The following is a 19,895-nucleotide window of genomic DNA, read 5'->3' as shown; positions in this document are numbered from 1 at the left end:
CTGCATCGTCATTTCCGGGCTGCCTTGTTGCACGCAGCATAGGCGCCTGATGGGGCGGTTTCCGGTCGGGGCGACCGACGCCTCGACCGGAAATATTACTAGCCAGTACACCCAGCGGCTCACTCATGAGCAAGCGCTTGGAACTGTGATATGCCCAACGTACGACACCCCATGTGCCGCCTGGGCCGGATCAGTCCCGCAGCGCGTTGAAACGGCCCTGGTGATAGAGCAGCGGACGGCCGACCCCGGCCGGATCGCCGGCCACGGCCTGCGCGATCACGATCCGGTGGTCCCCGGCCGGGACGCGGGCGACCACGCGGCAGACCAGCCACGCCAGTACGCCGCCGAGTACCGGCACTCCTTCGGGCCCACTGCGCCAATAGGTGGACGGGCCGAACCGGTCGGCGCCGCTGCGGGCGAAGGTGGCGGCCAGTTCCTGCTGGTGCTCGCCGAGTATGTGGACGCCCACGTGCTCGGCCTCGGCCAGGACCGGCCAGCTGGAGGACGAGGTGCCGACCCCGAAGGAGATCAGCGGCGGTTCGGCGGCGACGGAGTTGAGGGAGGTGGCGGTGAAGCCGACCGGCCGGTCACCGGCGGCGGTGATCACCGCCACACCGGCGGCGTGCTGCCGGAAGACCGAGCGGAGCAGCTCGGGGGAGGCCTGGCGGGGGGCGTCGAGCTCGGGCGATGCCGTCATGGACATGTCCTTCTGCGGAAGTGGCTTACGGGGCCGTGGTTGCTCAGGCACCCGGACAGCGCGCACTCGCGTTGCGGGCGAGATCGACGTGGACCCGGCCGTAGAGAAGGACTTCCGGCGGCATAGCGTCAGACTGACGATGCATGGTGGGTGCAGTCAAGAGTGTTCCGCGATGTGGGAGATGCGTCATGGTCCGTCACATCGCCTGTCCCAGCGCGGCGACGACGTCGACGGTGCGCGGCTGCCCGACCGCCCGGCGGACGATCCGGCCGGCCGCGTCGAGGACCAGCACGGTCGGCGTCCGGCTGATCTCCAGCTCCCGTACGAGGGTGAGATGCGCCTCGGCGTCGATCTCGACATGGGCGACGCCGTCGACCATGCGGGCCACCTCGGCAAGAGTGCGGCGAGTGGCCCGGCAGGGCTGACAGAACGCACTGGAAAACTGCACCAGGGTGGCCCGATCGCCCAGTTCGGCGCCGATCCGGGCCGCGTCCAGCGGCCCTCCACGCGTCTGCCCGTCCACCTTCGGCCTCCCGTCAGAGCTCATCGCAAGAGGTCAGCACCGCCGGCCCGCGAGACATTCCCGGAGGTTCCACGTGACGAGAATCTCGCGCCCCGAGCCCTCGGAGACTGGCCACCGCGTCGCGCATGGGGCACGATCGGCGCCATGCCGCAAACCTACGGCTGCGTAACTTCCGCCGGGAGAACCCTCCTCAGGCGCTGAAGAAGGGTCTTCCCCAGATGGCAGAACTCGTCTATCGGCCGGTCATCGGCGCCGCTCGCACGTTTTTCAAGGCGCTTGACCTGAAGATCGACACTCAGGGTTCCGAGCACATCCCGAAGACCGGTGGCGCGGTACTGGTGAGCAATCACATCAGCTATCTGGACTTCATCTTCACCGGGCTCGCGGCCCTGCCGCAGAAGCGGCTGGTCCGCTTCATGGCGAAGGAGTCGGTCTTCCGGCACAAGGTCTCGGGGCCGCTGATGCGCGGGATGAAGCACATCCCCGTCGACCGCAAGCAGGGCGAGGACGCGTATGCGCACGCGCTCGCCTCGCTGCGCTCCGGCGAGATCGTCGGCGTGTTCCCCGAGGCCACCATCTCGGAGTCGTTCACGCTGAAGAGCTTCAAGTCGGGCGCCGCCCGGCTGGCCCAGGAGGCCGGCGTGCCGCTGATCCCGATGGCGCTGTGGGGCACGCAGCGGCTGTGGACCAAGGGACGGCCGCGCAATTTCAAGCGCAATCACGTGCCGGTGACGATCCGGGTCGGCGAGCCGGTGGAGGCGCCCACCGACCAGTACGCGGGCGCGATCACCCGGCGGCTGCGGGAGCGGGTCCAGGAACTCCTGGAGGCGGCTCAGCGCGCCTATCCCGTGCGCCCGAAGGACGCGAGCGACACCTGGTGGGTGCCCGCCCACCTCGGCGGTACGGCCCCGACCCCCGCCGAGGTGCGGGAGAAGAGCTGACGGGCCGAAACGTCACTCCGGGGAGCGGGCGGTGATCCGCGCCCCGGAGCGCGGCCGTCGCGGCGATCGGTGAATCCGGCGGGCCGCAACAGGTTCGGAGCCGGCCGCCAGGCATGGCCTCAGAGCGCCGTGGGCAGCGTGCGCCACAGCTGCCGGCGGTCCTCGGTGGACCGCAGCGCGCGCAGCACCGCCGGATGCGGAGCCGCGTACAGGAGCGGGTGGTCCACGTCGCCGGCCTCGGGGTGGACGGGCCAGGCCAGCCGCTCCTCGTCGAGCGAGAACCGCGCGTCGACGCCCGGCTTGTTGCCCCGAGGGTCCTGGCGGTCCCAGCGGCCCCGGCCGGGCAGCCGGACCGCGATCAGCCCGTGCACCGGGCCGGGCTCCCCGTCGTCGTCGCGGAGCCCCTGGTAGCAGAGGGCGGCCGGGATGCCCGCCGCGCGCAGAAGGGCGGCCAGGGCGTGGGACTTGGAATGGCAGATGCCGTTGCGCGTCGCAAGGACGTCGGAGGCGCGCCAGGTGACGCGCGGGTCGCCGGAATCGGCGGAGTGCACGATGGTGTCGCGGACGAAGGCATAAGCGGCGGCCGCGTATGCATATGCGTCGGCGCTGTCGCCACGGAGTTCGGCGACCGTCTCCCGCACCAGCGGATGCTCGTGGTCGATGGCCTCGTCGGCAGCGAGATAGGCGGAAAGTTCCGGGACTTGCTGGATCAGCTCCATGGCCGCCAAACGTAGATGTGCGGCCGACCGGAGGTCAATGACTTTCCGGTCGGCCGCATATCTATTCGACCCCATGTCTACTTCGACCCTGACTACTTCGCCATCTCTTCCTTCAGGGCGAGGACGAACGCGTCGACGTCGTCCTCCCTGGTGTCGAAGGCGCACATCCAGCGGACATCGCCGGCCGCCTCGTCCCAGAAGTAGAAGCGGAAGCGCTTCTGCAGCCGCTCGCTGACCTCGTGGGGCAGCCGGGCGAAGACGGCGTTGGCCTGGACCGGGTGGAGGATCTCCACCCCGTCCACCGTGCGCACGCCCTCGGCGAGGCGCTGGGCCATCGCGTTGGCGTGCCGGGCGTTGCGCAGCCAGAGGTCGCCGGCGAGCAGCGCCTCCAGTTGCACGGAGACGAAGCGCATCTTCGACGCGAGCTGCATCGACAGCTTGCGCAGGTGCTTCATGGCACGGACGGCGTCCGGGTTCAGGACGACCACGGCCTCGCCGAAGATCGCCCCGTTCTTCGTACCGCCGAAGGACAGCACGTCGACGCCGACGGTGTTGGTGAACGTACGCATCGGCACGTCCAGCGACGCCGCGGCGTTGGCTATCCGGGCCCCGTCCAGATGGACCTTCATGCCGTGCCCATGGGCGTGGTCGCAGATGGCGCGGATCTCGTCGGGTGTGTAGACCGTGCCGAGCTCGGTGTTCTGGGTGATCGAGACGACCTGAGGCATGGCGCGGTGCTCGTCGTCCCACCCGTATGCCTGCCGGTCGATGAGCTCGGGGGTGAGCTTGCCGTCCGGGGTGGGCACGGTGAGCAGCTTGAGGCCGCCCACCCGCTCCGGGGCGCCGCCCTCGTCCACGTTGATGTGGGCGGACTCGGCGCAGATCACCGCGCCCCAGCGGTCGGTCATCGCCTGGAGGGAGACGACGTTGGCACCGGTGCCGTTGAAGACCGGGAAGGCTTCGGCGGTGGGGCCGAAGTGACTGTGCATGACGCGCTGGAGGTGCTCGGTGTACTCGTCCTCGCCGTAGGCGATCTGGTGACCGCCGTTGGCGAGGGCGAGGGCAGCGAGGATCTCCGGATGGGTGCCCGCGTAGTTGTCGCTGGCGAAGCCGCGGATCTGCGGGTCGTGGTGGCGCCGCGCGTCGGTCCTTACGGTTGTGGGGTCAGCCACAGGCGCTTTCCGTTCACTTCCGGGGCGGGCCGGTCCCAGACGCCGGCGATGGCATCGGCCAGCTCCTTGACGTCGGTGAAGCCCGCGAATTTCGCATTGGGGCGCTCGGCGCGCATCGCGTCGTGCACCAGTGCCTTGATGATCAGGATCGCAGCCGCGGTCCTGGGCCCTTCGTCGCCCCCCGCCTTGCGGAACGCGTCCGCGAGCGCGAGTGTCCAGGCCTCGGCCGCCGCCTTCGACGCGGCGTAGGCCGCGTTTCCCGCGGTGGGCTTGCTCGCCCCGGCCGCGCTGATCAGCACATAGCGACCCCGGTCGCTGCGCTGGAGACCCTCCTGGAAGGCCAGCGAGGTGTGCTGGACCGTACGGATCAGCAGCTTCTCCAGCAGGTTCCAGTCGGCGAGGTCGGTCTCCGCGAAGCTCGGACTGCCGCGCCAGCCGCCGACGAGGTGGACCAGGCCGTCGATCCGGCCGAATTCCTTCTCGGTCTTGTCCGCCCATTCGCGGGTGGCACCGAGGTCCAGCAGATCGACCGTGTCGCCGGTGACGGTGGCGCCGCCGTGGGCGTAGCGCGCGGCGTCGACCGCCTCGGCCAGCCGGGTGGCGTCCGCGTCGGAGCCCACGACGGTCGCGCCGGCCTCGGCGAGCCGCAGCAGGGCGGCCCGTCCGGCCGGGCCGGCGGCACCGGCGACCGCGATGACCGCACCCTCCAGAGCGCCGCTCCCGTTGCCCTTGCCGTTTCCGTTCATGGCCACCGCCTCCTCAGACCCGGCGCTCACGCGGCTGCCCGCTCGGCATCCGCGGCGGTGATCCCCTTGGTCGAGGCGATCACGTTCTTCAGCTTCTTGGAGAGCGCCTCATAGAACATGCTCAGGGGAAACTCGTCCGGAAGCACATCGTCGACGAGCTTACGCGGCGGCTGCGACAGGTCCAGCGCGTCCGGTCCCTTGGCCCAGCGGGAGCCCGGGTGCGGGGCGAGGTAGGTCGAGACCAGGTCGTACGCGGCGAACCAGTGGACCAGCTTGGGGCGGTCGATGCCGTCGCGGTAGAGCTTCTCGATCTCGGCGCAGAGCTGGTTGGTGATCTGCGGGGCGCGGTCCCAGTCGATCTTCAGCGTGTTGTCGGTCCAGCGGATCACGTCGTGCTTGTGCAGGTACGCGAAGAGCAGCTGGCCGCCGAGGCCGTCGTAGTTGCGGACGCGCTCGCCGGTGACGGGGAAGCGGAACATCCGGTCGAAGAGGACGGCGTACTGGACGTCGCGGCCGTGCGCGTTGCCCTCGGCCTCCAGTTTCACGGCCTCCTTGAAGGCGGTGAGGTCGCATCGCAGCTCCTCCAGGCCGTACATCCAGAACGGCTGCCGCTGCTTGATCATGAAGGGGTCGAAGGGCAGGTCGCCGTGGCTGTGGGTGCGGTCGTGAACCATGTCCCAGAGCACGAAGGCCTGCTCGCAGCGCTGCTGGTCGGCGACCATCTCCCGGATGTCCTCGGGCAGTTCGACGCCGAGCAGCTCGACGGAGGCCTCGGTGACCCGGCGGAAGCGGGCGGCCTCGCGGTCGCAGAAGATGCCGCCCCAGCTGAAGCGCTCGGGGGCCTCGCGCACGGCGATGGTCTCCGGGAAGAGCACCGCGGAGTTGGTGTCGTAACCCGAGGTGAAGTCCTCGAAGGTGATGCCGCAGAACAGCGGGTTGTCGTAGCGGGTCGCTTCCAGATCGGCCAGCCACTCGGGCCAGACCATCCGCAGCACGACCGCTTCGAGGTTGCGGTCCGGGTTGCCGTTCTGCGTGTACATCGCGAAGACAACCAGGTGCTGCAGGCCGTCGGCGCGGTCCTTGGCCGGCTGGAAGGCGAGCAGTGAGTCCAGGAAGTCCGGCACGCCGAAGCCGTCCGCGGCCCAGCGGCGCAGGTCGGCGGCGAGGGCGCGGTGGTACGCGGCGTCGTGCGGCAGCAGCGGGGAGAGCTCCTCGACCGCGCCGATCACACGGTCCAGCGTCGACCGTGCGGCCTCCGGGGACGGCGCTCCCTCGGCCTCGAAGTCGATGGAACCGTCCTTCGACTGCCAGGGGCGGATCTCCTCCACGGCATTCTTGAGCGCGGGCCAGGCGGGATGATCGACCACCCGCCGGCCCGTAGCTATACCGCCTTCGGCGGCGTCGTGCACAAGAATTTCCGTCATAACACTTCCTCCACGGGAGAACCTCGCGTTAAGCAACCGTATCCATGTGCGGTTCCTTGAGACAAGTGGGGCCCAGAAAATTATCCTGCCGACCCCCCATGGTCACCGCGATTCTTCCTGCGCGGAACGTTTGAAGCGACCACTTCCGTCGACCGGACGCGCGCAGGGAGTGCCAGCCCTTCCCATCCGCCCAGAGGCCGTCAGGCAGCCGAACCGCCGTAATGCCGAAGTGCTTCGTGGGTAGGAACGCACGTGGAAGACGCCGTCGACGGAAGCGGGTTGCCTTGTCTTTTCTCACCATCGGACATCGCGGAGTGATGGGTGTCGAACCGGAGAACACCCTGCGCTCGTTCGTCCACGCGGAACGGGCCGGCATGGACGCGATCGAGCTGGACCTTCACCTGAGCAAGGACGGCGCACTGGCCGTGATGCACGACGCCGATGTGGACCGCACGACGGACGGCAAGGGGCCGATCAACGAGAAGACCCTGTCCGAGCTGCGGGAACTCGACGCCGGGCAGGGCGAGCGGGTGCCGGTCTTCGAGGAGGTGCTCGACGCCGTACGGTCCCCCGTGCAGGCCGAGATCAAGGACGCGGCGGCGGCCCGCGCGCTGGCCGAGGTGATGCTGCGGCGCGATCTCGCCGACCGGGTCGAGGTGTCCTCGTTCCATGACGAGGCGGTGGCCGAGATCGCCAGGCTGGTGCCGGGCGTACGGACCGTGCTCATCGCCAGCCGCTGGCAGGGCGATGTGGTGGACCGGGCGAAGGCGGTGGGGGCGGCGACGCTGGCGCTGAACATCCGCCGGCTCACCCTGGAGGTCGCCGAACAGGCGCACGCCGAGGGGCTGAAGGTCATCGGCTGGGTGGTGAACACCCAGGACCATCTGCGGCTGGCGCGCGCCCTGCGGCTGGACGGCGCGACCACCGACTACCCGGAGATCCGCCGCGCCGGCCGCTTCACCGCCTGATCGCGGGCCCGGTCAGCCGAGGTCCTTGACCAGCAGCTCGAAGGCGAGGTCGTCGCGCTGCGGAATGCCGAAGCGCTCGTCGCCGTACGGGAACGGGCTGAGCTCTCCCGTACGGCGGTAGCCGCGCCGCTCGTACCAGGCGATCAGCTCCTCGCGCACCGAGATCACGGTCATGTGCATCTCGCGCACGCCCCAGCTCTCCCGGACGGTGCGCTCGGCCTCGGCGATGATCACCTTGCCGAGGCCCGCGCCCTGGAGTCCGGGACGGACCGCGAACATTCCGAAGTAGGCGGCCTCGCCGCGGTGTTCGAGCTGGCAGCAGGCGACCAGCTCGCCGTCGCGCTCGACCACGAGCAGCCGGCTGCCGGGCGCTTCGACGACCCGTCGCACACCGTTCGGGTCCGTCCGCTGCCCCTGGAGGATGTCCGCCTCGGTGGTCCAGCCGGTCCGGCTGGAGTCCCCGCGGTACGCCGACTCGATGAGCGCCACCAGGGCGGGCACATCGGCGTCGGCCGCGTCGCGAAAGGTCAGCTGTCCCGGGTCCTGGGCGGGGGCGGTGTCCATTGCGGTGGCTCTCCGTTTCTGTGCTGTGGCCGTGCCGGAGCAGCGTAACGCGGGTGTCGCGGATCTAGAGTCGGCGCATGGTTCATGTGCTGAGCAGCCGGATCCTGTTGCGTCCGGTGGATCCCGAACGGTCACGGATCTTCTACGGGCAGTCCCTCGGGCTGCCCGTCTACCGGGAGTTCGGCACCGGCCCCGAGCGGGGCACGGTCTACTTCCTGGGCGGGGGCTTCCTGGAGGTGTCCGGGCGCGCCGCCGGGCCGCCGGTGCCCGGTCTCGAACTGTGGATGCAGGTCGCGGACGTGCGGGCGGCACACGAGGAGTTGACGGCCTGCGGCGTCGAGGTGCTGCGGGAGCCGGTGCGCGAGCCGTGGGGGCTGGTCGAGATGTGGCTCCGCGACCCCGACGGGCACCGGATCGTCATGGTGGAGGTCCCCGCGGACCATCCGCTGCGGTACCGCCCCTGACGGCCCCGGATACCGTCAGTGAGCGGTGCGGCTTCGTTCCGCGCAGTCGACGAGCACGGGCAGGGCCTTCGCCAGGCCGCCGTCGTCGTCGGCGAACGGGAGCCGCACATGGTGGCGGAAGCCGTCCACGGCGGAGAAGGCCGGGCCGGGAACGATCAGCACACCCGCGCGGCGGGCCAGCTGGGCGGTGGCCTCGGCGTCGGTGCCCGGCATCTCCACCCAGAGGGCGGAGCCGCCGTCGGGGCGCTCCCACCGCCAGCCGGTCCGCTGCTCGCGCAGCAGCCGTTCGGTCTCCGCCAGACGTTCGCGCAGCCGGGAGCGGCGGCGGGCCCGGGCCTCGGGCAGTTGCCGCAGCAACTGCACGGCCAGCATCTGTTCCACCACCGGGCAGGACAGGTCGACGGACTTCTTGATGTCGGCCAGCCGCCGGATCACGGTGGTGGAGGCCCGGATCCAGCCCAGTCTGAGTCCGCCCCAGAACAGCTTGGACAGGGTGCCCACGGTGGCCGTGGCGGCGGGCGGCAGCAGGCCGGCGAGGGAGCGGGGCGCGGCGTCGTCGAGCAGGGACAGTTCGGCGTAGGCGTTGTCCTCGACCACGTACAGGCCCTGTTCGGCCAGGACGGCGGCCCAGGCGAGGCGGGTGGGCTCGTCCATGCCGCGGCCGGTGGGGTTGTGGACGGCCGGCTGGAGGTAGACGAGGCGGGGCCGGACGTGACCGGCCAGCCGGGCCAGCGCCCGGGCACCGTGTGCCCCGTCCGCGGGCAGCGGCACCAGCCGGGCGCCGCGGCCGCGCAGCGCTTCGAGCGCGCCCCGGTAGGTCGGATCCTCCACGATCACCGTGTCACCGGGCTCGACCAGGCCCTGGGTGATCAGCCAGACGGCCTGCTGGGATCCGGCGGTCACCAGGATCTGTTCCGGGGAGGTCGGCAGGCCCGCCGACCGGTGGTACTCGGCGATCCCCTCGCGGAGCTCGGGCAGCCCGTACGGGAGGTAGCCGTCGCCGGCCAGCGCGGCGGTGAGATCGGCGGCGGACAGCCCACCGACCGCCGCCGCGACCGCGGGCAGGCCGTCCAGCGCCCCGCTGGACAGGTCGATGCCGCCGTCCCTGGTCCCGAAGCTGGCGAGGCGGCCCTCGGTGGCCGGCTCGCCCACCGCGCCGGAGCCCCGCAGCCGGGAGCCGCTGCCCTGCCGGCTCTCCAGCCACCCCTCGGCCTCCAGCAGTCCGTACGCCGCCGTCACCGTGGAACGGCTGACGCCCAGCGCCGTCGCCAGGGCGCGCTGGGAGGGCAGCACCGTGCCCGGTGCCACGTCTCCGCGCTGCGCCAGCTCGCGCAGCGCCTCGGCCAGCAGCTGCGGCATCGCGCCCGTGCCGTCCTTGGACCACCCGGTCAGCAGACGGGACAGCCGGGTGGGAGGAATCCGGTCCATGCCCTCATCATCGCCCGCCGCAGGCCAATTGCCCTCAAGTGGTCTTTGCCGCCCTCCGGTGGCTCGCACATGATCGGGAGAACGCCGTTGCAAAGGAGCAAGAACATGGCGACCGTGGTGCTCGTCGGAACACTGGACACCAAAGGGCCGGAGTACGAGTGGCTCTCCGCGCGGCTTCGCGAGTCGGGCTGCGACGTGGTGCTCGTCGATGCCGGGGTGATGCCGTCGCCCGTGGGCACGGTCACGGGCGACATCGACGCGGCGGCCGTCGCGCGCCGCGCCGGGCACGGTCTGGAGGCGCTGCGCGCCAACGGGGACCGCGGTGCGGCGGTGTCCGCCATGGCCGACGGGGTCGAGCAGATCGTCGGTGATCTGTACCGCGAGGGGCAGCTGGACGCGGTGCTGGCGGTGGCCGGCAGCGGTGGCTCGTTCATCGCCGCGCGTGCCATGCAGGCGCTGCCCATCGGCGTCCCGAAGGTGCTGGTGTCCACCATGGCCAGCGGGGACGTGTCGCCGTACGTCGGCAGCAGCGACATCACCATGATGTACAGCGTGGTCGACGTGGCGGGCATCAACTCCGTGTCGACGCAGATCATGGGCAACGCGGTGGCCGCCGCGGCGGGCATGGCCATCCACCACGAGCGGCGGCTGAACGAGTCGCAGCCCCAGGGGCGTCCGCTGATCGGCGCCAGCATGTTCGGCGTCACCACCCAGGCGGTGGACGCCGCTCGGCAGCGGCTGGACGAGCTGGGTTACGAGGTGCTGGTCTTCCACGCCACCGGCGCGGGCGGCCGGGCACTGGAGAAGCTCGCCGCGGGCGGGTTCCTGGCCGGTGTCCTCGACCTGACCACCACCGAGCTCGCGGACGATCTGGTCGGCGGTGTGCTGAGCGCCGGCCCGGACCGGCTCACCGCGGCGGGCCGGGCGGGGCTGCCGCAGGTGGTCGCGCCCGGGGCACTGGACATGGTCAACTTCGGCGCCGCCGAAACTGTCCCGGAGCGCTTCGCCGGACGCCAGTTCCTGGAGCACAACCCGACCGTCACCCTGATGCGCACCACGGCCGACGAGATGGCCGAACTCGGTGGCTCCATGGGGCGGAAGCTGGCCTCGGCGCACGGCCCGACGGCGGTCCTCTGGCCGCTGGGCGGCGTCTCCGCGGTGGACGCCCCGGGCGGGCCGTTCCACGATCCGGAGGCCGACGCGGCCGGGCTGGCGGCCCTGCGCACCGCGCTGCGGGGCAGTGCCGTCGATCTGCGCGAGATCGGTGCCCATCTCAACGACGCGTCGTTCGCCGTCGCCGCCGCCGACCACCTGCACCAGCTGATCAGCACCCAGGAACGTTCGCACCCGAACGTCTGAGCCGAAGATCCGCACGCCCGAGGCCCCGCGTCCGCATGCCCGGGCGGCGAGAAACCCACCAACGGAAACAGGAGTCCATCCGTGAACCGCAATCAAGCCCTGTCGCGCCTGACCGAGCAGGTCGCAGCAGGCAAGGCCGTCATAGGCGCGGGTGCAGGCACCGGCCTGTCCGCCAAGTGCGCGGAGGCCGGCGGCGTCGATCTGCTGATCATCTACAACTCCGGCCGGTACCGGATGGCCGGCCGGGGCTCGCTGGCGGGTCTGCTGCCGTACGGCGACGCCAATGCCATCGTGCTCGACATGGCGGGCGAGGTGCTGCCCGTGGTGCGGGACGTCCCCGTGCTCGCCGGGGTGTGCGGCACCGATCCGTTCCGGATCATGGGCAACTTCCTCGACCAGCTGAAGGCCATCGGCTTCACCGGCGTACAGAACTTCCCCACCGTCGGGCTGTACGACGGCAAGTTCCGCGAGAACCTCGAAGAGACCGGCATGGGCTTCGGTCTGGAGATCGACATGATCCGCCAGGCCCACGAGCGCGATCTGCTGACCGCGCCCTATGTGTTCGACCCCGAGCAGGCCGCCGAGATGGCGCGGGCGGGTGCCGATGTCCTCGTGCCGCACGTCGGGCTGACCACCAAGGGTTCCATCGGCGCCTCGACCGCGCTCACCCTCGATCAGGCCGCCACCGCCGTGCAGGAGATGCACGACGCCGCGAAGCGCGTCAATCCCGGCATCATCGTGCTCTGTCACGGCGGCCCGATCGCCGAACCGGAGGACGCCCGCTACGTCCTGGAGCACACCTCCGGGATCGCCGGCTTCTTCGGCGCCTCGTCCATGGAACGGCTGCCCACGGAGCGCGCCATCACCGAGCAGGCACGCGCTTTCAAGTCCCTCACGCTCGGCTGACAAGGGCACGGAAGCACAGCGCGCGGCGGGAACGCTCCCTCCGCGCGCTCCCCTTGCACTTCAGTGCGCCGCGTACGGCGGTCCTCCCCCGGGCATCGACCAAGGGGGACCGCGTCGTACGGCCAGGGGGAGGTGCGCTGTGCACGGATCGGCGATGTCGGGCTGGCTGCTGATGGCGTTGTGCGCGACGACGGGTGCGTACTGCCTGCTGCGCACCCGCAGCGAGACCGGGGAGGGGCGCAGGACGGCACGCGCGGAGGCGCTGATGGGCTTCGGCATGGCCGCCATGGCGGTGCCGGCGGCCGTCGTGACACCTCCCGCGTGGGGATGGGCGGTGTACGCGGCGCTGTTCGGGGTGGCCTCGTTGCGCGCGCTGTGGTTCGCCCGGCGCGGCAGTCACCATCTGCACCATCTGGTGGGGTCCTCGGCGATGTTCTACATGGCCCTGACGATGGCGCCGGGCGGCGGGTCGGCATCCGGCGGGCACGGCGGCCACATGGGTCACGGGGCCGCGGCGACGGCCGGGGGCGTCCCCCTGCTGACCGGACTGCTGCTGGCCTACTACGCGGTGTACGTGCTGCGGTCGGGGGCCCGGCTGATACCGGTGGCCGCCGCCCCCGTCCCGGCGGGCGGTGGCCTCGCCGGGACCACCTGGGGTACGCGCCCCGAGCTGGCGCTCGCCTGCCGGCTGACGATGGGGATGGCCATGTTCGCGATGCTGCTCACCCTGTGAGCCGGCCGGCCGGTCAAACCGTGGTCTGCGTCACTTGCCGTGCAAGGCCATACCCGTGGGTACCGCGCCCCTCATAGGCTGGCGTCATGTTGGTCTCCCTCGCACTGCTGCTGCTCGGTGCACTGGCCGCCGTCCTGACCCCGCGGCTGATGGCCAGGGCCCGGTGGCCGGAGCGCGAGCCCGTCGTGGCGCTGTGGGTGTGGCAGTGCGTGGTGGCCGGCGTGCTGCTCTCCTTCGCGCTCTCCATGACGTTCAGCGCGGCCGCCGCCTGGCAGGCGGTGCGCGGGCATGTGTTCGCCCCGGCGCCGCACGCGGTGGTGGAGGCGTACGCGCTGGGCGGGCACGGCCGGTGGTCCGCCGCCATGGCCGTACTGCTGGCGCTGGGCGGGGTGTGGTCGGCGGTGATGCTGACCCGGGAGATCCACCGGGCGCAGGTGCGGCGCAGGCAGCGGCGCGCCGAACTGCTGGTGCGGGCCCCGCTGATGCCCGGCGAGAAGCCCGGCAGCGGCCGTCTCGTCGTGCTGGAGGGAGAGCGTCCGGATGCCTGGTGGCTGCCGGGCGCCGCGCCTCAACTGGTCATCACCACCACGGCGCTCAGGCGCCTGAAAGGCCGTCAGCTCGATGCGGTGCTGGCCCACGAGCAGGGGCACGCGAACGCACGGCACGACTGGCTGCTGCACTGTTCCGGCGCCCTGGCGACCGGCTTTCCGCAGGTGCCGGTGTTCGCGGCGTTCCGCGACGAGATGCACCGGCTGGTCGAACTGGCCGCGGACGATGTGGCGTCGAAGCGTTTCGGACGACTGACGATCGCCCTGGCTCTGGTGGAACTCAACGAGGACCGGGGCGTGTTCGGCCCCTGCCCGGCGCCGGACGCACAGCTGCCGCTGCGGGTGAACCGGTTGCTGACCCCGGCTGACCGGCTCACCGCGGGCCGTCGGCTCCGGCTGACCGCGGCGGCCGCGATGGTGCCGGTGGTCCCGCTTCTGGTGGCCTTCGTTCCGGGACTCAGCGCGCTGCGATAGCCAGGGCCGCCGGCCTTCCGCGAAGATCGCCCCATGCCGTCCACGCAGCTCTCCCCGCCGGTCCGTACGTCTGCCCGTGTCACCCCTTTCGGGACGGGGGCGGTCTGCGCGCTTCTCGCACTGGTCGTGCTGGTTCTCGTCGCCGTGCGCTGGTCACCGCTGATGACGCTGGACCGCACGGTCGCGAACGCCCTGCATCGCAGGGCGGTGACCGAACCCGGCCTGGTCCATGCCAACCGGATCCTGACCGACTGGGCCTGGGATCCGTGGACCATGCGCGCCCTGATCGCGGTGGCGGTGGTGGCGCTGTGGTGGCGCGGGGAGCGGCTGCTCGCGGTGTGGGTGGCGGCGACGAGCGCGCTGGGCACCGTGGTGCAGCAGGGGCTGAAGTCCGCGGTGGGCCGGGAGCGGCCGCAGTGGCCCGACCCGGTGGACTCCGCCCATTACGCGGCGTTCCCCTCCGGTCACGCGATGACGGCGACGGTGAGCTGCGGTCTGCTGCTCTGGCTGCTGCACCGGCACGGGGCCGGGCCCCGGCTGTGGCGGACGGCGCTGGTGGTGGCGTGCGTCTCGGTCGTCGGGGTGGGCGCGACCCGCCTCTACCTGGGCGTGCACTGGCTGAGCGACGTACTGGGCGGCTGGCTGCTGGGAGCGGCCCTGGTCGGCTTCGCGATCGCCGGATTCGCCCGGTACGAGCGGCGCGGCGGGCTTCGCGCGCCCGGCCGCTCCTGAGCCCGCCGAGTCCCGGCCGCCCCGGCCCGGGGCGGCCGGTCTTGTCGCGCCGCCCCGTGCCGGGGAGGATCGCAGCCATGCAGATCAAAGGTGTGCTCTTCGACTTCTCCGGGACTCTCTTCCGTATCGAGTCCGTCCGGTCCTGGCTGCGCGCGGTCCTCGCCGAGCAGGGGGTGACGGTGGGCGGGGCCGACTTCGAGCGGTACGCGGGTGAGCTGGAGGCCGCCGGGGCGCTGCCGGGCGGCCCGCTCCCCCGGCAGGTCCCCGCCCGGCTCTCCGCCGCGTGGGCCACCCGTGACGAGAGCGCGGAACTGCACCGGGAGGCGTACACCGGGCTGGCCCGGCAGGTGGCGCTGCCGGATCCCGGGCTGTACGACGCGCTGTACGAGCGGCATCGCACACCGGCCGCCTGGCAGCCGTACCCGGACGCGGCGGAGGTGCTCGGCGCACTGCGCGACAGCGGCGTCCGGACCGGCGTGGTCAGCAACATCGGCTGGGACCTGCGGCCGGTCTTCCGAGCACACGGCCTGGACCCCCTGATCGATGACTATGTGCTGTCGTACGAGCACGGCGTCCAGAAGCCGGACACACGGATCTTCCACACGGCCTGCACAAATCTGGGGCTGGATCCGGCGGATGTGGTGATGGTCGGCGACGACCGGAACGCGGACGGCGGGGCCGGCGCACTGGGCTGTGACGTGCGGTTCGTGCACCATCTGCCGGTGTCCGAACGGCCCGACGGACTGCGGACGCTCGGACTGGTGCCGGGCGTTGCCTGACAGACATGTGAGAGATGTCCCTGACGCCCAATGGGTCTGATTGTCACATCGGGGCCTTAGCCTGTATGCATGTCCCGTTCTCCGTGCTCCTCCGATTCCACGCGCACCGCCGCCGTGGTGAACAAAGAGATCCGTGACCTGTGGCAGCGCTCGGGCGGCTGCCTGTCCCCGGAGGACGAGGAGCAGTACCAGCGTCTGCTGGTGGAGTGGGCCGCGGCGACGAGCGGCGGCGCCAGGTCCGCCGCCTGACGCGCGGACCCCTGCCCCGCGGGGCTCGCGGACGTCCCGCAGGGCTGGGAATCCGCCCTGCGGGACGCCTTGCGTTCACGGTGGATCCGGCCGGGTGGAGTTTCCGGCCGGTCAGCGGCCGAAGTACTCCGGCTGGGTCTGGACATTGAGCTCGTCCAGCCGTACCCGTTTCGCCGGGTCGGTCCGCCGGTCGTCGAGCTTCAGGACGTCGAAGCCCTTGGCGATGTCGTTGGAGTAGATGTAGCCGTTGTAGTAGTACGCCGACCAGGGGCCGGCCGTGGTGACGGCGTCGGTGGTGACCGGGCCGCGCTCGAAGTAGCCGATCTCCTTCGGCTTCGACGAGTCGGTGAAGTCCCACACCGACACTCCGCCCTGGTACCAGGCCTGGACCATCAGGTCGCGGCCCTTGACCGGGATGATCGAGCCGTTGTGGGCGACGCAGACCTCGGTGTCGGCCTGCGGGCGGTCGATCTTGAAGTAGCTGCGGAAGACCAGCTTGCGGTGGTCGCCCCTGCCGACGATGTCGTAGATGCCGTTGGCACCGCGCTTCGGGCCGATCTCCTCGTTGCAGGTGGCCGCGCCACCGCCGCCCAGCTCATCGGTGAAGACGACCTTGTCCGTGGTCTGGTTGAACGTCGCCGAGTGCCAGAACGCGAAGTTCACGTTGTCCTGCACCCGGTCGATGATCTTCGGGTTCTCCGGGTCCTTGATGGAGAACAGCAGGCCGTCGCCCATACAGGCACCGGCGGCCAGGTCCTTCGAGGGCAGCACGGTGATGTCGTGGCAGCCGGTGGTCCTGGAGACACCCGGGTTGTCCGGAGCCCCCGGGTTGCCGCCGTCCGGGAAGAGCACCGGGAAGTTCACGACCGCGGCCTTCTCGGGCGCGTTGCGCGGCACCTTGATGACGGAGATCCCGTCGTGCGGCGGCTGGCAGTCGGGGAACGTCGCGCTCGGCGAGTACGAGGAGACGTACACGTACACGTTCTTGCGCTCGGGGACCAGTGTGTGGGTGTGCGATCCGCACGCGGTCTCGACGGCGGCGACGTACTTCGGGTTGCGCTTGTCGCTGATGTCGAAGACCTTCATGCCCTCCCAGGAGGACTTCTCCGTGGCGGGCTGGGTGGTGCTGGTGCAGGAGTTGTCGCTGCGCGAGGAGTCGGTGGACAGGAAGAGCAGGTTGCCCGAGACCGAGATGTCGTTCTGCGAGCCGGGGCACAGGACCTGCGAGACCGTCCTCGGGGACCTGGGGTCGCTGATGTCGAAGATCCGGAAGCCGTCGTAGTTTCCGGCGAAGGCGTACCTCCCCTGGAAGGCCAGGTCCGTATTGGTGCCCTTGAGCGCGTCCTTCGGGACGTTGGCCAGGTGGGTGATGTTGGAGCTGTGGACGATCTCGTCCACGCCGGGTATCTCGCCGTTCCTGATGGCGGCCTCGGCCTCGGCCTCCTGGGCGGCGGAGACGCCCGTCCGGGCCGCTCCCCGGTCACCGGGGTCGGGCGTCGCGGCCGCGGGTCCGGCCATCAGCAACGTGGCCAGCAGGCCTGCGGCTGCCGTCGCCACGCCCAGGCGTCTGCGCCGCACCGGGCTCGTGTGCAACGAAATCACTGCGTCCTCCCATGCATCCGAACGTAGTTGAACGGTTCACGGACCTCGGCAGTATCGTCCTTGCCATGGTGATCCCAACAGATGGCAACAGAGACGTAATGAAAGTTTCTGATCGCTGCCGTGCGGAAGCGTGTTAGGACGGTCGCAGCCACCCCATATGGCCATGGAGGTCCCCTTGTTGATCCGCCGTCAGACCATGCGTGTACGCAGATCGGCTCTCTTCGCGGCAGTCGTCTCGGCCGCCCTCGCCCTCGCCGCGTGCGAAGCGGGAGACGGTGACAGCCGTACGAAGTCGCAGGCGGGCGGGGGGCCTTCGGTGGTGGCTCCCGGGAAGCCGGGCGAGCCCGCACGGACCCTCTCCGCCGAGGAGGCCGCGAAGGCCGCCGGGGATGGCACCCCCAACTCGGCCGACTACCGCTATGCCCGGATGATGATCCGACACCACGCCCAGGCACTGGAGTTGACCGGGCTCGTACCGTCGCGTTCCGGCTCCTCCTCGGTCAAAAGGCTCGCCGAGCGCATCACCGCGAGCCAGAAGCCGGAGATCGGCGCCATGGAGGGCTGGCTCACACACAACGGCGGAGCGAAGCGCGAATCGGCCCACGACCACTCCGCCATGCCCGGGATGGCGACCGAGGCGCAGCTGAAGCAGTTGCGCGAGGCCGACGGCTCGGCCTTCGACAAGCTCTTCCTGAAGTTGATGATCACCCACCACCAGGGGGCGATCACGATGGCCACCGAGGTGCTCGCGGAGGGGAACAACGTGCAGATCGAGGAGATGGCCGGGGACGTCGTCGCGCAGCAGACGGTGGAGATCAACAGGATGCGCACGATGTCGTCCTGACGGCGGCGCCCGGCGCGCCTCTCCCCCCTTCCGCCCGCCGGTGCGATGCTGGAGGCAACCTCCGGGAAGGGGTGCGCCGTGCTCCGCGTCGCCGTCGTCGGCTCCGGTCCCAGCGGGGTCTACACCGCCCAGGCCCTGGTCGCACAGGACCGGGTGCCCGATGTCCGGGTCCATGTGCTGGACCGGCTCCCCTGCCCGTACGGCCTGGTGCGTTACGGCGTCGCCCCGGACCACGAGAAGATCAAGTCACTGCAGAACAGCCTGCGGACCGTGCTGGAGCACGAGCGGACAACCTTCCTCGGGAACGTCGCGGTGGGCAGTGACGGGATTCCGCCCGAGCGGCTCGGCGAGCTCTACGACGCGGTGGTCTACTGCGTCGGGGCCGCGACCGACCGGCCGCTCGGCATCCCCGGCGAGGAGCTGCCCGGCAGTTTCTCCGCCACCGAGTTCGTCTCCTGGTACAGCGCGCATCCCGACGCGGCGGCCGACGGCTTCGCACTGCGGGCCCGTTCGGTCGTGGTGATCGGGGCCGGCAATGTGGCGGTGGACGTGACGCGGATTCTCGCGCGGAACGCACAGGACCTGCGCCCCACCGACGTACCGCACGGTGCGCTGGGCACGCTGAGCGGCAGCCGGGTGCGCGAGATCCACATGGCGGGCAGACGCGGACCGTCACAGGCCAGGTTCACCACCAAGGAGTTGCGCGAGCTGGGCGGTCTGCCGCGGGTCCGGGTCGTGGTGGACGAGGCGGAGCTCTCCCTCGATCCGGCGTACGCCGATCCGTCCACCCACCTGAGCCCCACCGTGTCCTCACCGCCGAACGTGCCGCCTCCGACGGCGGCGGCGCGGCGCAATGTCGAGGTGCTGCGTGGATGGGCCGCGGCCGGCCGCGAGGGCGCGGGTCCCGGCGGGCCTCCGGTGCGCACCGTCCGCCTGCGGTTCTTCCTGCGCCCCGTGGAACTGCTGGAGCGGGACGGCCGGGTGGCCGGGGTGCGGTTCGCCCGGACCGTGCCGGACGGCAGCGGGGGTGTGCGGGACGCCGGTACGTACGAGGACATCGGCGCCGGGCTCGTGCTGCGGGCGGTCGGCTACCGGGGGATCCCGTTGCCCGGGCTGCCCTTCGACCCGGTGCGCGGGACGGTGCCGCATCTGGCGGGGCGGGTGCTGCGGGACGGGGTGCCGTCGCCCGGGGAGTACGTGGCCGGGTGGATCAAGCGGGGGCCGACCGGGGTGATCGGCTCGAACCGGTCGTGTGCGAAGGAGACGGTGGCTTCGCTGCTCGACGACGCCCCGCTGCTCGCCGGGCGCCGATCGGCATCCACCGACCCGGTGGCCGCGCTGCGGGCGTACGGGCTGAGTCCGGTGGAGTGGGACGGCTGGCTGTCCATCGAGCGTGCGGAGGCGGCGCTCGGCCGGTCGCTGGGCCGGGAGCGGGTGAAGATCCCGGACTGGGCGGGGCTGCTGAGCGCCGCACGGAGCGGCGGCCCGGCCGGGGCGTGAGGCTACCGGTCCTCGCCGACGCGTCGGACCTGCCGGTTCGCCGCGTCGAGGACGCTGCCGAGGAGCCCGGGGAACAGTGCCTCCAGGTCGTCCCGCCGCAGCCCGTTCATCTTGGCCGTGCCCCGGTAGATCTGCTGGACGATCCCGCTCTCGCGCAGCACCCGGAAGTGGTGCGTGGAAGTGGATTTGGAGACCGGCAGTTCGAAGCAGGAGCAGCTGAGTTCGGCTTCGGCGGCGGCCAGCTCACGGACGATGCGCAGCCGCATCGGGTCGGAGAGTGCGTGGAGCACTCCCTCGATGCGGATCTCGTCCCGCGCGGGGTGGTCCAGGACGCGACCACCCGCCTCGGCGGTGCTGACGGCAGGGGCGCTGGCGGGGGTCACGTCGGCTCCACTTTCCTGGGCTTGCTCGGATCCTCCATAATACGAGACTCGTCGAAGTTCTGGCTCTGCGCTTCGAAGAGTTCCGGCTCTGTACGTCGAACTTCGCTATGTGCCGGACCGGCCGCCGGCGGCCGGCCGCA

The 19,895-nt window shown here is 71.0% G+C and carries 22 protein-coding genes; 12 read left to right on the top strand and 10 right to left on the bottom strand.

Going from position 1 to position 19,895, the window contains the following annotated elements:
• Positions 1–190 precede the first annotated feature (190 nt).
• Both EES42_RS18555 and EES42_RS18550 read right to left on the bottom strand, forming a co-directional pair.
• The gene (locus EES42_RS18555) at positions 191–697 is read right to left on the bottom strand and encodes a flavin reductase family protein (RefSeq protein WP_124719300.1); all 507 of its coding nucleotides are present in this window, start codon (positions 695–697) and stop codon (positions 191–193) included.
• 196 nt (positions 698–893) lie between these two features.
• Positions 894–1,220, bottom strand: coding sequence for a TlpA family protein disulfide reductase (locus EES42_RS18550; RefSeq protein ID WP_124719299.1), 327 nt, complete (start codon positions 1,218–1,220; stop codon positions 894–896).
• Positions 1,221–1,438: 218 nt separating this feature from the next.
• Here EES42_RS18550 and EES42_RS18545 point away from each other — a divergent pair, with 218 nt between their 5' ends.
• Positions 1,439–2,161 carry a lysophospholipid acyltransferase family protein gene (locus EES42_RS18545; protein WP_124719298.1) on the top strand — a complete coding sequence of 241 codons (723 nt, stop codon included), beginning with the start codon at positions 1,439–1,441 and terminating at the stop codon, positions 2,159–2,161.
• Between the two features lie 119 nt (positions 2,162–2,280).
• On the opposite strand, the gene EES42_RS18540 is transcribed toward EES42_RS18545, so the two are convergent.
• From EES42_RS18540 to EES42_RS18525, 4 genes are all read right to left on the bottom strand, one after another.
• Complete coding sequence (locus EES42_RS18540; protein WP_124719297.1) at positions 2,281–2,880, bottom strand: transglutaminase domain-containing protein; 600 nt, start codon at positions 2,878–2,880, stop codon at positions 2,281–2,283.
• A gap of 92 nt (positions 2,881–2,972) precedes the next feature.
• Positions 2,973–4,052, bottom strand: coding sequence for a threonine aldolase family protein (locus EES42_RS18535; protein ID WP_124719296.1), 1,080 nt, complete (start codon positions 4,050–4,052; stop codon positions 2,973–2,975).
• Positions 4,031–4,798, bottom strand: a complete 768-nt coding sequence (locus EES42_RS18530) for an SDR family NAD(P)-dependent oxidoreductase (RefSeq protein ID WP_124719295.1) — start codon at positions 4,796–4,798, stop codon at positions 4,031–4,033. Before EES42_RS18530 ends, EES42_RS18535 begins: the two co-directional genes overlap by 22 nt.
• Positions 4,799–4,824: 26 nt before the next feature.
• Positions 4,825–6,222 (bottom strand): DUF6421 family protein, encoded by a 1,398-nt coding sequence (locus tag EES42_RS18525; RefSeq protein WP_124719294.1) that lies wholly within the window; start codon positions 6,220–6,222, stop codon positions 4,825–4,827.
• A 317-nt stretch (positions 6,223–6,539) separates the two neighbouring features.
• Between EES42_RS18525 and EES42_RS18520 the strand changes: the two genes are divergently transcribed.
• Complete coding sequence (locus EES42_RS18520; protein WP_124719293.1) at positions 6,540–7,190, top strand: glycerophosphodiester phosphodiesterase; 651 nt, start codon at positions 6,540–6,542, stop codon at positions 7,188–7,190.
• A 12-nt stretch (positions 7,191–7,202) separates the two neighbouring features.
• On the opposite strand, the gene EES42_RS18515 is transcribed toward EES42_RS18520, so the two are convergent.
• Positions 7,203–7,754: a GNAT family N-acetyltransferase gene (locus tag EES42_RS18515; protein ID WP_124719292.1), complete on the bottom strand. Its 552-nt coding sequence runs from the start codon at positions 7,752–7,754 to the stop codon at positions 7,203–7,205.
• A 77-nt stretch (positions 7,755–7,831) separates the two neighbouring features.
• On the opposite strand from EES42_RS18515, the gene EES42_RS18510 reads away from it, so the two are divergent.
• Positions 7,832–8,218 carry a VOC family protein gene (locus tag EES42_RS18510; RefSeq protein ID WP_124719291.1) on the top strand — a complete coding sequence of 129 codons (387 nt, stop codon included), beginning with the start codon at positions 7,832–7,834 and terminating at the stop codon, positions 8,216–8,218.
• A 15-nt stretch (positions 8,219–8,233) separates the two neighbouring features.
• On the opposite strand, the gene EES42_RS18505 is transcribed toward EES42_RS18510, so the two are convergent.
• A complete protein-coding gene (locus EES42_RS18505) occupies positions 8,234–9,646 on the bottom strand; it encodes an aminotransferase-like domain-containing protein (protein ID WP_124719290.1) in 1,413 nt (470 codons plus the stop codon).
• A gap of 105 nt (positions 9,647–9,751) precedes the next feature.
• On the opposite strand from EES42_RS18505, the gene EES42_RS18500 reads away from it, so the two are divergent.
• The 7 genes from EES42_RS18500 to EES42_RS18470 all read left to right on the top strand — a co-directional run bounded on the left by EES42_RS18500 (position 9,752) and on the right by EES42_RS18470 (position 15,426).
• Complete coding sequence (locus tag EES42_RS18500; protein WP_124719289.1) at positions 9,752–11,005, top strand: Tm-1-like ATP-binding domain-containing protein; 1,254 nt, start codon at positions 9,752–9,754, stop codon at positions 11,003–11,005.
• 81 nt (positions 11,006–11,086) lie between these two features.
• On the top strand, positions 11,087–11,911 hold the full coding sequence (locus EES42_RS18495; RefSeq protein ID WP_124719288.1) for a phosphoenolpyruvate hydrolase family protein: 825 nt from the start codon (positions 11,087–11,089) through the stop codon (positions 11,909–11,911).
• 139 nt (positions 11,912–12,050) lie between these two features.
• Positions 12,051–12,644, top strand: a complete 594-nt coding sequence (locus EES42_RS18490; RefSeq protein WP_124719287.1) for a DUF5134 domain-containing protein — start codon at positions 12,051–12,053, stop codon at positions 12,642–12,644.
• 86 nt (positions 12,645–12,730) lie between these two features.
• On the top strand, positions 12,731–13,666 hold the full coding sequence (locus tag EES42_RS18485; protein WP_124719286.1) for a M56 family metallopeptidase: 936 nt from the start codon (positions 12,731–12,733) through the stop codon (positions 13,664–13,666).
• 33 nt (positions 13,667–13,699) lie between these two features.
• Entirely contained in the window at positions 13,700–14,398 is a 699-nt protein-coding gene (locus EES42_RS18480) for a phosphatase PAP2 family protein (RefSeq protein WP_124719285.1), read from the top strand.
• A gap of 77 nt (positions 14,399–14,475) precedes the next feature.
• Positions 14,476–15,177 carry an HAD family hydrolase gene (locus tag EES42_RS18475; RefSeq protein WP_124719284.1) on the top strand — a complete coding sequence of 234 codons (702 nt, stop codon included), beginning with the start codon at positions 14,476–14,478 and terminating at the stop codon, positions 15,175–15,177.
• Positions 15,178–15,246: 69 nt separating this feature from the next.
• Entirely contained in the window at positions 15,247–15,426 is a 180-nt protein-coding gene (locus EES42_RS18470; RefSeq protein ID WP_124719283.1) for a hypothetical protein, read from the top strand.
• Positions 15,427–15,537: 111 nt separating this feature from the next.
• On the opposite strand, the gene EES42_RS18465 is transcribed toward EES42_RS18470, so the two are convergent.
• Positions 15,538–17,028 (bottom strand): LVIVD repeat-containing protein, encoded by a 1,491-nt coding sequence (locus EES42_RS18465; protein ID WP_124719282.1) that lies wholly within the window; start codon positions 17,026–17,028, stop codon positions 15,538–15,540.
• Positions 17,029–17,185: 157 nt separating this feature from the next.
• Between EES42_RS18465 and EES42_RS18460 the strand changes: the two genes are divergently transcribed.
• Complete coding sequence (locus EES42_RS18460) at positions 17,186–17,872, top strand: DUF305 domain-containing protein (protein ID WP_124719281.1); 687 nt, start codon at positions 17,186–17,188, stop codon at positions 17,870–17,872.
• Between the two features lie 78 nt (positions 17,873–17,950).
• On the top strand, positions 17,951–19,372 hold the full coding sequence (locus tag EES42_RS18455; RefSeq protein WP_124719280.1) for an FAD-dependent oxidoreductase: 1,422 nt from the start codon (positions 17,951–17,953) through the stop codon (positions 19,370–19,372).
• A gap of 2 nt (positions 19,373–19,374) precedes the next feature.
• Here the strand turns inward: EES42_RS18455 and EES42_RS18450 are convergent, their stop codons facing one another.
• Positions 19,375–19,755: an ArsR/SmtB family transcription factor gene (locus EES42_RS18450; protein WP_124719279.1), complete on the bottom strand. Its 381-nt coding sequence runs from the start codon at positions 19,753–19,755 to the stop codon at positions 19,375–19,377.
• Positions 19,756–19,895 lie beyond the last annotated feature (140 nt).

Origin of the sequence: Streptomyces sp. ADI95-17, from assembly GCF_003846175.1 — a bacterium.
Taxonomy (GTDB): Bacteria; Actinomycetota; Actinomycetes; order Streptomycetales; family Streptomycetaceae; genus Streptomyces; species Streptomyces sanglieri.
The sequence above is the reverse complement of the archived record's forward strand: the minus strand, read 5'-3'. Positions and strand labels throughout refer to the sequence as shown.